Origin of the sequence: Chitinophaga sp. LS1 (assembly GCF_034274695.1) — a bacterium.
Taxonomy (GTDB): domain Bacteria; phylum Bacteroidota; class Bacteroidia; order Chitinophagales; family Chitinophagaceae; genus Chitinophaga.
Genome location: NZ_CP128362.1, coordinates 2,446,447 through 2,461,510, shown reverse-complemented (window position 1 = coordinate 2,461,510; position 15,064 = coordinate 2,446,447). Strand labels below are relative to the sequence as shown.

The window sequence follows — 15,064 nt, the reverse complement described above, 5'->3', positions numbered from 1 at the left end:
GATCAATGCGAATAATGCTATAACTAATTCAAAAACACGAGAATTTTGTTTTCATTCAGAGAAGTACTGGCGGCCGTACAGGCCTATGGGAAAGCACATCAGTTTATAATGCAGCACAAGTTATGGAAGTGGATACTGATACCAGGCATTGTGTACTGCATACTGTTCATGACGGGGATTTATTTTGTATGGGGATATTCCGGGGACTTTGTTGAATATCTTTTTAACCTGCTCCCGGTAAAAGTATGGATCCAGGATCTCGAAAGCAGCTGGATCAGTTTCTTTTTTATCCTGCTGGGAATCTCCATCCGTATCATGATCCTGTTACTTTATTTTTCTTACTATAAATATCTGTTCCTGGTATTGGGCTCTCCCCTGTTTTCGTACCTGTCGGAAAAGACAGAAGCACTCATGGACAGGAAGGAATATCCTTTCAGCTGGCAACAGTTCTTTAAGGATATGATGAGAGGGATCAGGATGTCACTACGCAATAGTCTGAACCAGACACTGTGTGTAATTGCACTGATCGTACTGTCGTTTATACCCATAGTAGGATGGATCACGCCCCTGTTTGCCTTTTTTATTGAGGCCTATTTCTATGGTTTTTCTATGGTAGATTATAGCTGTGAAAGACATAAACTGAGCACGAAGCAAAGTATTCAATTTATACGCGCACACAGAGGTATTGCCCTCGGCAATGGTATGGTGTTTTATTTAATGATGTTCATTCCTGTTTTAGGATGGATCATGGCTCCTTCCTATGCGGTGATTGCTGCAACTATTCATTTATCTGATAAACGCCTGTTACATGGAGCAACCTGGTAAAGTATACATGATTCCTACTGTGCTGAGCCCTGAGGCACTGCACACCATTCCGCCTTATATTACAGCGGCCGTACAAAAAATCAGCGTATTCTTTGTGGAGAATGAACGGACAGCCAGAAGGTACTTAAAAGCGCTGGACCGTAGTATTAATATCGATAGCTTACAGCTATTGCTCATGCATGGAAATCATCCACCGGATACCGCACTGGCTAAGAAGCTGCTGCTGGAAGGAAAAGACATTGGTATCATGAGTGAGGCCGGATGTCCTGCCATTGCAGATCCCGGGCACCTGGTCGTGATGGCGGCACATACTGTGGATGCACCGGTTATACCTATGGTAGGGCCGAATTCAATGCTGCTGGCATTGATCGCATCGGGTATGAACGGACAGAACTTTCAGTTTGTAGGATACCTGCCGGTGAGGCCACCTGAGCGCGTGAAAGCGATTAAAGAGCTGGAACTGGAATCGATAAAGAAACAACAAACACAGTTGTTTATAGAGACACCTTACCGTAATAATCACTTGTTGAAAGATATTGTCACCACCTGTAAAGAAACGACCCTGGTATGTGTAGCTGCGGATATTACAGGGCCGGAGGAGTATATTAAAACGAAAACGGTTAAAGAGTGGAAAAAGCAACTGCCGGAACTGCATAAAAAACCGGCGATATTTCTGCTGTTAGCACAATAAATTTAAAAAGCGCTTTTACCTTCGGTAAAAGCGCTTTTTAAATTTATTAATACACCGGATCTTTTATTGACAGCACACTATCTACGATAAAATTGCTAAACCCTCTCCAGGGCAGCGCACCGAGATATTCCCTGTAATGCAATTCTACAAACTTACCACTGCTACGCATCAACTGCTCCGCTACTCTATCGTTGGTCACTGAAAACCGGAACTCGTTGGATTGTAGCGCACCTGGCTGCCTGGAACGATAGCCACTCTGTATTAGCCTGCCTTCGTACGTCTTGAAGACATAACCTTTCTCTACAAAGTAGTTCAGCTCACCGGCTTTTACGCCACGGCCAAACACGAAATAATACCTGTAACCTACTACCCCCGCTATCAGCAACACCACCACTGCAATTATAGTAAAAAGGAACCTGCCCATAGTATGTGTTTTTATTAAAGTCCGTATTGGTCTATCAGGTACAGTAAACCGGCCATGCTAAATGCTCCCAGTTCCAGCTCACGCTTGTTTACCTGTGAAAATACATCGTTCGCTGCATGATGCAGGTCGAAATATCTTTGTGAATCCGGCAACAGTTCTCCCATTGGAATACCCATTGCTTCTGCAATCTGGCCTACATCTACACCACCACCTTCTTCTGTAAAATCAGTCACTTCGTAAGGGCGGAATAATGGCGCCCATGACAGGATCTTTGCTCTCTTTTCCGCAGGCATGGTAAATGCAAATCCACGGGGAGTAAACCCACCTGCATCGCTCTCTAATGCGAAGATATGCTGTTCATTTTTTGCTTTGGCTACTTCTGCATACTTTTTACCACCACGTGTACCATTTTCTTCATTTGCAAACAGTACGATCCTGATGGTATGCTTTGGACGAATGCCCAGCGCCTTGAAAGTTCTCAGTATTTCGATGGACTGTACACAACCGGTACCATCATCATGCGCACCTTCATTTACATCCCATGAATCCAGGTGACCACCTACGGTGATGATCTGTTCCGGGTGCTCACTACCTCTCAGTTCAGCAATCACATTGTGACCAATGGTGTCAGGCAGCATCTTCGCATTGGTACGGAGATATACTTTCAGGTCCTTTTCATCTTTCAGACGGTTGCTCAGCAGGTCTGCATCTTCCAGGCCGATGGCTACTGCCGGGATCTTTGGATATGCCTCGTCATAACTCATGGCACCGGTGTGCGGAAAGTTGTTCGCACCGTGAGACATAGAGCGAACGATCACCGCCGTTGCACCATATTTAGCCGCAGCGCTGGCGCCATGCCCTCTGTACTTCACCGCATCGCCATAAGATTCGAAGGTATGTACGAAGGTCGGATTGAAATGGTAGTTATAAAATACGATCTTTCCTTTTACCAGGTCTTTCTTTGCTTCCAGGTCTTCGAAAGAGCTGATTTCTATTACAGGAGCTGTTACACCAGCAGGACCACTGCCTACAGAGTTACCAAGGGCCAGTACAGCCAGTGGTGGTATATAGTCACGGCGACGGCTGATAATGCGGGCTTCTTCTTTTGCACCTCTTACCCAGTGAGGCACCATACACTCCTGTAAGTATACAGTATCAGCACCGGCTTCTTTCAGGGTCTTTACACCCCATTTTTCGGCCTTGACCATGCCAGGTGAGCCTGCCAGACGACCACCTACTTCGGTAGTCAGTACTTTCAGGTTAGCATAAGCCTTACTGTTGGTCAGGATTTCGTTGGCAATACGACGGAAGGCCAGGGAATCGTCCTCTTTTTGTTGTGCTAAAGCCGGCAGTGTGCATGTAAGCAAAACCGGCAGGATGTATCTTCTCATAAACATATATACACGGTCAATTTAAGGGCTAAAACTAATCATTAGTACCTGTTAATTCAAAATTAACATAGATGGGCGGCTGTTTCCATGGTAGGAATACCCTATTTCAGCTGCCGGCTGAAGCCGTTAATCCCAAATTCCCGATATGTCATCTTAAAATGTTATAATTTTGTGGTACCTGTAATGATGTAAGCCGTGTTCTGCAAGAAGCGTCCTGCAATCGGTGTTATCCATTCTAAAAAAATAAACATGCGTATAGGAATAGTATGTTACCCTACTTATGGGGGTAGTGGCGTACTGGCAACAGAACTTGGAAAGGCCCTGGCGGACAAAGGGCATATGGTACATTTTATCACGTATCAGCAACCTGTAAGGCTGAATGCCTTCCATGCCAATATATATTATCACGAGGTGCAGGTACCTACCTACCCTCTTTTTGACTTCCCTCCCTACGAATCGGCGTTGAGTAGTACCATGGTGGATGTAATTCTCAATCAGCAGCTGGATCTGCTGCATGTGCATTATGCTATTCCACATGCGTCTACTGCTTACCTCGCTAAGCAGATTGTGAGTAAAACGGGTCGTGTGGTACCGTTTATCACTACACTTCATGGTACGGATATTACCCTTGTGGGCAAGGATAAGACTTATGCACCGGTGGTGACGTTTTCTATTAATGAGTCTGACGCGATTACGGCGGTGTCTCATAACCTGAGGGAGGAGACGTATAAATATTTTCAGATAGAGAAAGATATTGAGGTGATTTACAACTTTGTTGATACTGAGCGGTTTAAGCGTCGGGAAGCGGAGTTGAAGCACTTCAGGGATGCGATTGCGCCGAATGGCGAGAGAGTGTTGCTGCATGTGTCGAACTTCAGGAAGGTGAAGCGGGTGCCGGATGTGATCAAGGTGTTTGCACAGGTGAGGGAGCAGGTGCCGGCTAAATTGTTGTTGGTAGGTGATGGTCCTGACAGGCCGGCGATTGAGTGTATGTGTAGGGAGATGGGGTTGTGTAATGATGTGAGGTTTGTGGGTAAACAGGAGCAATTGGAGGATGTGATGTCGATTTCAGATCTGTTTTTGCTGCCTTCGGATTATGAGAGTTTTGGGCTGGCGGCGCTGGAGGCGATGGCGGCAGAGGTGCCGGTGATTTCTTCTAATGCGGGAGGGCTGCCGGAGGTGAATATACATGGGGAGACGGGGTATTTGAGTGCTGTGGGGGATGTGGATAGTATGGCGAAGCATGCGATTGAGTTGCTGAAGGATGAGAAGGAGTTGGCGAGATTGAGGCGGGGGGCGTTGGAGCAGGCGCAGCGGTTTCATATTAGTAATGTGATACCGCAGTATGAGGCGTTGTATGAGGAGGTGATAAACAGGTCGCTGGTAGAAGCAAAATAATAGCCAGGAATTGTGGTCAAAAGCTTCGCTTTTGACCAGTTTTGGGTGGCAAAAAGAGGAAGGAGGCGGTCTGACGACTGCCTCCTTCCTCTTTGGGTTAAATGAATAGGGCGGGCTGAAACAGCCCGCCCTATTCATTTTGGTTTAACTAAAGAGGGTCGGTCTTATGACCGGCCCTCTTTAGTTCTTTATTTTCTTCTGATCCAGGATTCAGGGTTTTGTCTTACTACCCCTTTATAGATCTGTAATTCTACTTCACCTAAGTTTTCAAGTTCATTTATACCGGCGGTACCTATCACCTGTCCTGTGGTTACTTTATCACCTGATTTTACGTTTACGGATTGCAGACGTGCATAGTTGGTAAAATACTGACCATGCCGGATGATGACGAGCGATCCACCACCAGGAATGACTGCCACCTTTCTGACTTCGCCGGTAAAGATTGCTTTGACGGGAGCGCCTTTGGCGGTACCGATGATCACACCATCATTCTCTACGGTGATCCTTTCCATTACAGCGTGTTGCTGGCGGCCAAAGTGACCAATTACGTTTCCGGAGGTTACTGGCCATGGTAATTTACCACGGTTACTTTCAAAGCTTTCTGACAATGCCAGGGCTTCTGGTGTGGCTTCGAGGACGTTTTCAGTACGTACTGGTTTATCGTCATCTGCCGGTGCTGGCGGCGGGGTCTTCACCACTTCTGGCTTAGGCTCTGGTGCCGCAGGCTTTGGTTCAGGCGTATTTTTAGCTGTATTATCGGCGGCCTTGTTGGCTGCAGCTGCTGCGGCGGCCGCAGCGGCGGCTTTACGGGCAGCTTCTTCACGACGTTTCTTCTCTTCGACTGCTTTACGTTTTGCCAGGGCTTCCTCTTCTGCCTTTTTACGTTCCAGTTCTATTTCACGACGGATCACCGCCTGGATAGCAGCCTGTACTTTCTGGGCATCCTTTTTATTCTTATTGATATCCGCTACCAGTTCCTTTTCCCTTCCTTTCAGGCCGGTGAGCACCTCATCCTTTTCCTTTTTATCGGCCTCGAGAATGGTGCGCTGCTCCTGTTCTGTCTTCAGGGAACCAGAGCGTTTTTCTTTCTGTACACGGAGACTTTCAATCTTCTTGTTCAGCAATACCTGGGTAGACAGGATATTGTCTGCCTGACGGCGACGATAATCACGGTATTGTTTCAGGTATTGATAGCGCTTGATCGCGTCGTTGAAAGTCTGAGCAGAAAAAATAAAGTTCAGCATGTCGTACGTACTACGGTTTTTGTAGGCATATACGACCAGCTTTGAGTATTGTGACTTCAGGGTATCCAGGTCTTTTTCCAGGGTCTTGATGTCACGATAAGCTGTATTGATATCTCCGTTAATGAAGTTGATCTCTTCATTGATACTATTGATGAGGCGTGAGCGCAGGGTAATCTTTTCTTTCAGTGCTCTCAGCTGGCTTACGCTTTCCCTGGTAGACTTTTTAGTTTCTTTCAGGGCCTGGTTCGCCTCATCGATCTCTTTCTGCAGCTCTCTTTTTTTATGCTCAAGTTCTTCCCGCGATTGAGTGGGCGCCTGTGCGTAGAGCAAGGCCGGTAGTAATCCTATTGCTAATACTAATGGGAGAAACTTCTTCAGATTCAGCATGATGGTTTTAAAGATAGCTGCAAAATGGCAATTTACAAATTTCATGTACAATACAGCACATTACTGACTATTCCTTTGAATAAGAAGCAGGGATTGTGAATGGATAGCTAACAGGTACGTCAAAATCAACCTTGTTAAATTCCATATTGATCTTTGTCACGCCTTTGGCTTCTACAAAAACGCGGCGCCGGGTTGCAAACTTATGTCCACCCATTGTTTTGTATTCACCATAGGTCAGTTCGCAGGAACGTCCTTTCCCATTGTCTTTATCCATTACCTTGCTCTGTTGCAACACATAGTCATCTGCAAATACGTTGAACAGACTTATAAATACTTCGCTTTCACAACTGAACGAGATCACTGCCGGGGTCTTGACTACCTGGAAGATAGAATCTGTCAGGAAGATCGGATTACCGACAATCATGTCCTGCAAAGTTTTGAAATCGAATGGAATATTGAGAAGATCCTGTGCGTTTTTTATATCGCGCAGGTACACCTTTTTATCCAGTTTGTTCACTGCCCTGAGGCTATCCGGTGTGATGATAGCGCGTGCTACTTCACCAATGATTGGTGCGGATACTGAGATCCAGATCACGCTATCCCTGGTCATGCGGATATTAGCAGTTACTTCAGGAGGTGATTTGGTATCGGATTCATAATCCACTTTCAGTTTGGCTGAAAAGGTATTATAGGCAATTACATTGCTGTGGAGCTTATTCAGCAAATCTTTATTAAAAGCTGTGGCTTCTGCGTTGCTTGCGCTATCAGCTACAGTAGTATGTTTTGAAGTATCTGTTACAGGAAAAGACGTACTCGCTATCTGTCGGGTATGCCTGCATGAAAACAGTCCCGTGCTTACAATACCTAATGTTATCAGTGCTAATGTTTGCTTCATCATGATCTTTTGTTATCCCTTATTCACGTTCTGTTGCCAGTATGTACCGCTTCTCTGCTATTTTGCGGGCAAGGCCAGTAGAGTTAGCGCCTTTTTCCTTTGCCAGGCGCCAGTATTCCAGGGCTTTGTCCACATCGTGGAGGTTGAACAGTATATCGCCATAATGTTCCAGCATACCCGGATTATCTTTTGCCTGCTGCGATTGCAGGGCCTTTTCCATCCATTGCTTTGCCAGTTCGTATCTGCCCATTCTGAACATCACCCAGGCATATGTATCCATGTAATTGATACTTGTCGGTTCCAGTTCCAGCGAATGGCGGGACATCGATTCTGCTTTTTGCAATTGCTCACCTCTCAATGACAGGTAATAGCTGTAGTTGTTCAAGACGGTGGCATCATTCGGTTTCAGCAACAGAGAGCGATCGTAACTGCTGTCTGAATCTTCGTGCTGCCCCGTGGCATGATATGCATCTCCCAACAGGGAATATACATCGGCCTTCATACTCTTGTCCACATTTCCGTTTATCAAAGCCTCGTTGAGTGCTTCGATGGATGCCGGATAATTCTGTAGCAAAAAGTTAGCCACCCCTTGAAAATAGTGCCCCATAAATTCCTTAGGGAAACGCTGAGCGACTACATTACTCACTTTCAGCAAGTTAGCCGCATCATCTTTTCGGCTATAAATCCACATCAGCTGGTACCATACGCTATAACGTGTGGAATCGAGTGACACTGCTTTCCTGTAATCATATAGTGCGCTATCCAGCATATTGGCCTGGGAGTACATATCGGCCTGCAGTGCATAGGCTTTAGCCTCTTCAGGGTGTGCTTCTATAACCAGCTGCGCCAGTTGTAATCCTTCCCTAAGCTTGGTAGTATCTGTCCCCTGCATTTGCAGGTATGGGTATACGTATGAAACCTTTTCGTCAATGCTGTAATCCGGATTGGCAAACGCCCTGGTGAGATAGCTCCAATACTGCATGTGGTCCCCGCTCTTTTTGGCAGTGTTGGCCAGTGCGATCAGTGCTCTGGGGTTAGCAGAGTCCAGCTGCAGACTGCTTTTATACAGGGCAACGGCCTCCTCCTGCCTGTCATTGGCGTTATAAATATCTGCCAGCAGCAGGTAGTACCTTACTTCGCTGGGGTATTGGTTGACTAGTTTGTGAATCTCTTCCGCAGCATCATCTACCCTATCTAATTTAAGCAACAACCGCTCTTTCTGGATAGCCAGTTCTTCTACAAGACCGACTTTCTTTTCCAGTTGGTCAAAGACTGCAAGGGCAGCTTCAGGTTGTTCCGCTTTGGTGAGAAACATCCCTTTGTTGTAAAGATATTCATCATTGTCAGGATATTGAACAGACAGCTTACCATATACGGCAGCTGCACTATCAAACTGACCGGCTATACCAAATGCATCGGCCAGGGTGATCTGGAACCACTTGTTGGTGGTATCCATACTGGCAGCACGCCTGGCAAAACCCAGCGCATACCCAGGATTACGGACTTCGATGAACAGTCTTGACAGCTCGTAATAAGCGGTGGGATTGGTTTTGATAAGGCGCAGGTAATCGGAGAACTGGGTAATAGCAGTACGGTAATCACCTAAGATCTTGGAGCGTTCGGCTGCAAAAAACAAGCTGTCTGCACGCTGCTGCAGGATCGTAGGATCTTTGATATATACAGTTCCACTACTCTTTGCTGTAGTGGACTTGCTACTTTTGCAGGCACTTAAAAAGCCAGCTGCCAACAGTAAAAATAACAACGCACCTGCAAAACGACTCTTGTTTAGCAAGTGGATTGCGCGATGGGTGGCAGTTTCATTCTTTTTAAAAGACCTGTGCATTATTATGATTTTCCGGTGTGTCCAAAACCACCGGCTCCGCGGTCGGTTTCGTTGAGCAGCTCTACGGCTTCCAGTGCAACCTGGATGTAAGGCGCAATGATCATTTGTGCGATCCTTTCTCCGGGTGCAACCACCTGAGGCTCGTTGGACAAATTGATCAGGATGATCTTTATTTCTCCTCTATAATCGGCATCTATTGTACCAGGTGTATTCAGAATAGTCAGGCCCTGTTTGAAGGCCAGGCCACTGCGGGGTCTGATCTGTGCTTCATAACCAGCAGGCAATTCCATAAACAGGCCGGTAGGCACCAGTACCCTTTCGAGGGGTTGCAGCGTGATGGCTGTTTCAAGATTTGCTCTCAGGTCCATACCAGCCGCATCAGCTGTGGCATATGAAGGGAGTGGATTCGCAGATTTGTTAATTATTTTGACTGTAATAGCTGCCATTGAACAAAGATATTATTAATTATCTGGTTTAACGAGTATAAGGCCCCTCCTCCTTCTCCAACAATACGGTCGCATAAGCGACTACGCCTTCTTCACGGCCTACGAATCCCAGCTTTTCAGTGGTAGTAGCTTTGATAGATACCTCTTCAGTAGTCAGTTTCAGGATATTGGCAATTACTTCCTGCATTTGCGGTACATAAGGTTTGATCTTAGGCGCCTGCAGGCAAAGTGTGCTGTCAATATTTACCACCTGGTAGCCTTTCTCAGCAATGAGCTGCTGGGTACGCTGTAACAGGATCTTGCTGTCAATATCTTTGTAAGTATTGTCTGTATCCGGAAAATGAACACCAATATCACCCAGGCTGGCAGCTCCCAGCATCGCATCGCAGATGGCGTGCAGCAGCACATCGGCATCGCTATGGCCCAGGGCTCCCTGGTGGTGAGGCACAAGTACGCCTCCGAGCCAGAAATCTCTTCCTTCCGTCAATTGGTGAAAATCAACACCTAATCCAATTCTCAGTTTGCTCATAGTTGTCTTTATAATAAGTGGTTCTGGGTGCAAATTAAAAATCCCCCGGAAATATCCGAGGGATTTATATATTTTAAAAAAATATTAACTATTTCAGGATCAGCTATCTTACCATGTAGCCTCGTTCCTGTCTGCCTTGAAGCCAAGGTCAAACACAAGCGAGAAGCGGAGTGTATTGGATAACGGATTACGCTGGATACCATTTCCGGAAGGAACCAGGTAAGAAAAGTTCAGACCGAACATATTGTATTTAACACCTATACCGGCAGTTACATACTTACGGTTACCCTTGTTTTTGTTTTCGTAGAAGTAACCGGTACGTACAAAGAACTGATCGTTGTAGGAGTATTCACCACCGGCAGACACACTTACTTCCTGCAATTCTTCTGACATACCGCCGGGTGCATCGCCAAAGGAGGAGAAGATACCGGAGATAACGCTCTTGTTCCTGTAATCGCCATTGCTGTCTGGTGTAGGCACCAGCAGTTTGTTGATATCCAGGGCCAGCATGATCTTGTTCATCTGATCCAGACCGAAGGTGTACGAAGTACCCAGGCCCATGTTGGTAGGAATAAAGTCCTTATTGGTAGCTGAGGATGTGTAGGAGATCTTGGTACCGATATTGGTAAAGGCCGCCCCTAAATTCAAGGTATTTTTCACCCCGTCATCCTTTTCAAAATCTTTGGTATAGAACAGGGACAGATCCGTAGAGAAGGCTGTACCTGGTTTGATCACCTGACCGTTTACGTCGCCGCTGGCCAGGTTCGAATAGATGTAACGCGCAGCGATGGCCACAGAGAAGTGGTCAGACAACTTGCGGGAGTAGCCTGCATCGAGGGCATACTCACGAGGACGGAAATCGGAGGTTGGTGTACCGTTGATGTCCGTAAAATTGATGGTACCGAGGGAGAAGTACCGCAGTGAACCAGACACGGTCTGGAACTCATCCAATTGGTAATAACCTGCTAACGTGGCAAGAAATACATCGTTCACCAGTTCTTTTAACCAGGGAGTGTAGGTAACAGAGATGGCAGATCTTGTAGTCGCAAAAGGCAGTTTAGCCTGGTTCCAGTAGATTGAGTTAGCATCAGGAGACGTGGCAACACCGACATCACCCATAGCACCAGCCCTGGCATCAGGAGAGATACGCAGGAACGGCACCGCTGTGTTGATGGTGTTGGTACGACCATCCAACTGGCCGGTGGTAATTTGTGCTGCGGTTGATAAGCTAAAAAACAGGCAACAGATGAAAATCAGATTTTTTACTGTTACCGTCTTGTTCATGCAATTATACATGCAATAGTGTTTAGAACGAAATGTAAAAATAATTCCAAATTTAGAATAATCATTAACAGGGGCCTGGCTAGGGATTTGCGAATCTAGTCTATTCTTCTGATGCATAGGTCAATATATGATCACTTTTCCACCTAAAATCTTCTTCTTGCCATTAGCATTTACCATGATATTATAGAAATAGATCCCAGGCGACATTTTGGCTCCGGCATCGTTCCTGCCGTCCCAATTCGCCCCTAGATAACGGCTACCCGCTGTATTTATTGTATGGCGGATAGTTTTTATTTGCTGCCCTGCCAGGGTAAAAATCCTGATTGTTACATCAAGGTCTTCGCCCTGCTGATTATGCTCAAGCGTAAATGATGTCTGGTCATGAAAGGGGTTTGGATAGCACCCGGCACTCTGGAAAAGTACCTGCGATGACTGGACCACTTTGAACCGCAACGTGTAAGTATTGGAATTGTTGTAGGTATCCCATACTTTAATTGTCAGAGTATGCGACCCGGCGGTTAACCCATACAGCGGGTAGGTGACTGAACCCGACTGATAGCTATCCGACGAAGCCTCAAAAAAGTTGTTCAGTATATAATACTGGTTGTTGTCTTCATCAAGGGTGGCTACTATATCATGGCCAATTCCAGTTCCCGTGGTATTTATGCCATGAAGGTCGTAAAGCTGTAGGTATAATACCGGGTTTTCACTGGTAATATCTCCGTTGACAAATCCACTTCCATTGAGATAACCACTTATTGTGGGGCCCTGGGTATCAGTATCTGTTTCCGTAGCACTGCCTGTAACCTGGAATGCGGCATACAGGCCTCCTGCTGTGGTCACGCTATCTGTACCAAAGTAGCTGATGCTACCTGCTCCCGTGGTATAGTCAATATCCAGTGGGACTATAAAGGTACCGGAAATCTGGCCATTTTTTATCGTTTGCTGTCCGCTAAATAAAACATGTTGTTGCAGATAATAACTGGTTTTCGTACTTCCGGCATCATTAGCAAGGGTATATTGCGCTGCAGGTTTGTCGTATACGGTAGTATACATTTTACCGTTGTAATCGCTTACGGCATTGCCCTGGGCGTCTTCCACATGTGCTTTGAATATGTATTTTCCCATAGCCTTCATCGTATCAGCCACATTGCCATTTGCATCCAGCAAGGAGTCTGTTACAACATGATATTGAGGAAAGGCAAGTGTGAGTGCGGGATCGCCAAGGAGCTGAAACTTCCTGTTATTGGGAATATCACTGTAAGTGCTGTAGGTCAGGTTCTTAGCCTCCATGGCTGCGGTGCCCAGGGTAGGCATTCTGCCATCGATACCGGGTGCAAGCAGTTTAGTCAGGTAGTTGGCATTCAATACTTTGTTTGAAGCAGCAAATACAGCCCTGGTGGTTGTCATCAGTGCGATGCCACCACCGTTCTCCTGTAGTAAGACCTGCTCACCCAGCGAATTGTAGGCAGGATTGTCGAAAGGTGCAAAGTCGCAGGTAGCGGTAATGAATAATGGTAATTTCGTATTGTTCTTCCACGAGGCAAGGGAGGAAGCATCCATGATCACTTCTTCTGCCAGACGGGAATAATTGCCGTGACCCGTGTAATTCCAGATTAGTGTACCATCATACATATCTTCCGCAATGGCTGTATTCACAGATGGATAACGGCTACCACCAGCATCGGATACTTTTGTATAGGCATCCAGGTAAATCTTGTTGATTCTGCCTGCAGGCCATTGTTGTGTGGTGATGTCGCTCATGCTTTCAGCATCCTGTAAATGCAGGTTATCATCCCCATCGTCTGCCACAAAAGTGATATGTTGTTGCCAGCGGCCGAACCGGGAAGCGTTGTGGTAATTAATTATTTTATTGACTACGACATTGGCTTCGGTAGTGTTCTTAACCGGTAAGCGCCCCACTCCTACTACCATCTGATTCGCCATACCAGCATCATTGATATCATCGGCATCTGAAAGGAAACCAAAGAAATCGTCGGATGGATACGCATAAATAGGATCTATAGAAATGGTGGTTTGCCAGGTAGGGACCAGATTAGTATTGCCGTTAATACGATATTTATAATCATATGAAGCATCACCAAATAATAATACGTATTGCAGTCCTCCCCTGTCATAACACATTTTAATAAAATCACGGATAGCAGTAGGATCAGGATTGCCGGAGGCGAACTCTGTATAGATCTGAGACACATCTACCACCTGTACAGACAGCCCATCATGCGATGTATGCCAGGTAGCCAATCGCTGTGCCTGAGCAGACAAGGTATTGGTTGTGATAATCAGCATATTCACACCACTGATGCCGTGTAAGTCCTGGTTGGCGACAGTACCTATGTACGCGGGTGTGAGTAACCCCTGATTTTCAAAGGCAACATATTCATGTAGAGAAGTGGCTGCACGTGTGAATGATAATGTGCTGCCACTCAGGCTGGTAGTTAGTTGTATAGGGGTAATGGGATCGGTAATATCCCAGATCTTTGTTTGTGCACTGGCGCTTTGTAGTAAGAACTTTGCGGTTTGACCTATTGAGCTGGCATCTCTGAAGAAAAGCGGAGTAGTCGTAGTTAATTGCAAGGGTATTCGTGCATTCAGGTTGATATTATCTAACCAACCAGTAGCACCACTGGCACCCGGGGTAAAGGTAAAATTTATTGCCGCACTGGTACCCGCCGGGGTTGCGGTAAATGTGCCGGAAGTTGTGGTGGCAAATGCTTCGAAGATATTGCCGGTGATGGCGCTGAGTGATAATGAGCCGGCAGTATTGCCATTGATAGCGATATCGAATTTGCTGGTGCCTCCGCTACGTGCTCCTACTCTTGTATTGATACTGAAGGAGGTAGGAGTAAAAGGCAGTGTAAAAGGGATGGTTCTGGTAGTTTGGGTAGTGCTGAAAGCAGGTCCCCACCATTGTTTGCCACTCTGCAACAGGTTCAGACTATCATTTTCATAATAATCATGATAGTCAAAGCTCAGAATGGTACTTGTCGCCGTCGGTGTGGCAGCATCTGTGGCAATACGTTTTCCACCGGTACCTACCTGTAAATAATAATAAGCGGTATCGCTATAAAGATTGAATGTATGGGTGTAAGTGCTACCCTGGTAACTCCAGCTATGAGGGCCGGGGGCATAAAACAGCAGATAATTATCTGTCTGCATCAGGGCTACCTCGGGGAGGTCATCATATCGGGTACTGCCGACAGCCTCTGGTAACATACGACCACCGGTGCCATACAGGCGAATTTCTGCAGAAGTGTTGATACCCATGCTGTTCAGCAGGGTTTTATCGATCTTATAGATCCCTTCCCCAGGGATGGCCAGTTTGTACCAGGTGCCGGAGGCAAGTACAGAATGGTCTGCATGGGGTAATGTACGGGCTGAAGAATGCCCCGGCAACAGCCAGGTCACCATACCTAACAGTATGTAATACAGTCCATAAAATTTCATGCAGGGAATTTGCGCAAACATAATAAAATTACTCTATATTTATTCCCAGAATCGACCAACCAGTAGACGCTGGAACAAGGAAAAATTGCTTACCATATCACAGCAATCCTGAAAACCGTATATTAGTATACCAAAAGGGGAAAACCTTGTGAACAAAAGCAAATCATGGGACGCAGATAATATTAAATTAATACGTATGCCATGCTGCCTTTTAAAATACAAAGCATTGATTTAAAACA

At 46.0% G+C, this 15,064-nt stretch carries 12 protein-coding genes; 3 read left to right on the top strand and 9 right to left on the bottom strand.

The genetic code is table 11. The annotated features are described in order from the left end of the window. The first annotated feature begins 45 nt into the window (after window positions 1-45). Window positions 46-825, top strand: a complete 780-nt coding sequence (locus tag QQL36_RS10290) for an EI24 domain-containing protein (protein WP_083730266.1) — start codon at window positions 46-48, stop codon at window positions 823-825. Then, window positions 809-1,516, top strand: coding sequence for an SAM-dependent methyltransferase (locus tag QQL36_RS10285; protein ID WP_321569663.1), 708 nt, complete (start codon window positions 809-811; stop codon window positions 1,514-1,516). Before QQL36_RS10290 ends, QQL36_RS10285 begins: the two co-directional genes overlap by 17 nt. Before the next feature lie 46 nt (window positions 1,517-1,562). Here QQL36_RS10285 and QQL36_RS10280 read toward each other — a convergent pair whose 3' ends face one another. Beyond that, the gene (locus QQL36_RS10280; RefSeq protein ID WP_083730264.1) at window positions 1,563-1,940 is read right to left on the bottom strand and encodes a hypothetical protein; all 378 of its coding nucleotides are present in this window, start codon (window positions 1,938-1,940) and stop codon (window positions 1,563-1,565) included. A gap of 14 nt (window positions 1,941-1,954) precedes the next feature. Next, complete coding sequence (locus tag QQL36_RS10275) at window positions 1,955-3,331, bottom strand: M20/M25/M40 family metallo-hydrolase (protein ID WP_321569662.1); 1,377 nt, start codon at window positions 3,329-3,331, stop codon at window positions 1,955-1,957. A gap of 249 nt (window positions 3,332-3,580) precedes the next feature. Between QQL36_RS10275 and bshA the strand changes: the two genes are divergently transcribed. Next, entirely contained in the window at window positions 3,581-4,729 is a 1,149-nt protein-coding gene (bshA, locus tag QQL36_RS10270; RefSeq protein WP_083730275.1) for an N-acetyl-alpha-D-glucosaminyl L-malate synthase BshA, read from the top strand. A gap of 188 nt (window positions 4,730-4,917) precedes the next feature. Here the strand turns inward: bshA and QQL36_RS10265 are convergent, their stop codons facing one another. From QQL36_RS10265 to porU, 7 genes are all read right to left on the bottom strand, one after another. Further along, the gene (locus tag QQL36_RS10265; RefSeq protein ID WP_321569661.1) at window positions 4,918-6,405 is read right to left on the bottom strand and encodes a murein hydrolase activator EnvC family protein; all 1,488 of its coding nucleotides are present in this window, start codon (window positions 6,403-6,405) and stop codon (window positions 4,918-4,920) included. 22 nt (window positions 6,406-6,427) lie between these two features. Then, a complete protein-coding gene (locus tag QQL36_RS10260) occupies window positions 6,428-7,258 on the bottom strand; it encodes a DUF4292 domain-containing protein (protein ID WP_321569660.1) in 831 nt (276 codons plus the stop codon). A 16-nt stretch (window positions 7,259-7,274) separates the two neighbouring features. After that, window positions 7,275-9,098: a tetratricopeptide repeat protein gene (locus tag QQL36_RS10255; protein WP_083723365.1), complete on the bottom strand. Its 1,824-nt coding sequence runs from the start codon at window positions 9,096-9,098 to the stop codon at window positions 7,275-7,277. A 2-nt stretch (window positions 9,099-9,100) separates the two neighbouring features. Then, window positions 9,101-9,544, bottom strand: coding sequence for a dUTP diphosphatase (gene dut, locus QQL36_RS10250; RefSeq protein WP_220388762.1), 444 nt, complete (start codon window positions 9,542-9,544; stop codon window positions 9,101-9,103). Window positions 9,545-9,572: 28 nt separating this feature from the next. Then, entirely contained in the window at window positions 9,573-10,073 is a 501-nt protein-coding gene (gene ispF, locus QQL36_RS10245; protein WP_083723366.1) for a 2-C-methyl-D-erythritol 2,4-cyclodiphosphate synthase, read from the bottom strand. Between the two features lie 108 nt (window positions 10,074-10,181). After that, the gene (porV, locus tag QQL36_RS10240) at window positions 10,182-11,369 is read right to left on the bottom strand and encodes a type IX secretion system outer membrane channel protein PorV (RefSeq protein ID WP_083723367.1); all 1,188 of its coding nucleotides are present in this window, start codon (window positions 11,367-11,369) and stop codon (window positions 10,182-10,184) included. 108 nt (window positions 11,370-11,477) lie between these two features. Next, a complete protein-coding gene (porU, locus tag QQL36_RS10235; RefSeq protein ID WP_321569659.1) occupies window positions 11,478-14,825 on the bottom strand; it encodes a type IX secretion system sortase PorU in 3,348 nt (1,115 codons plus the stop codon). Between the last annotated feature and the right edge of the window lie 239 nt (window positions 14,826-15,064).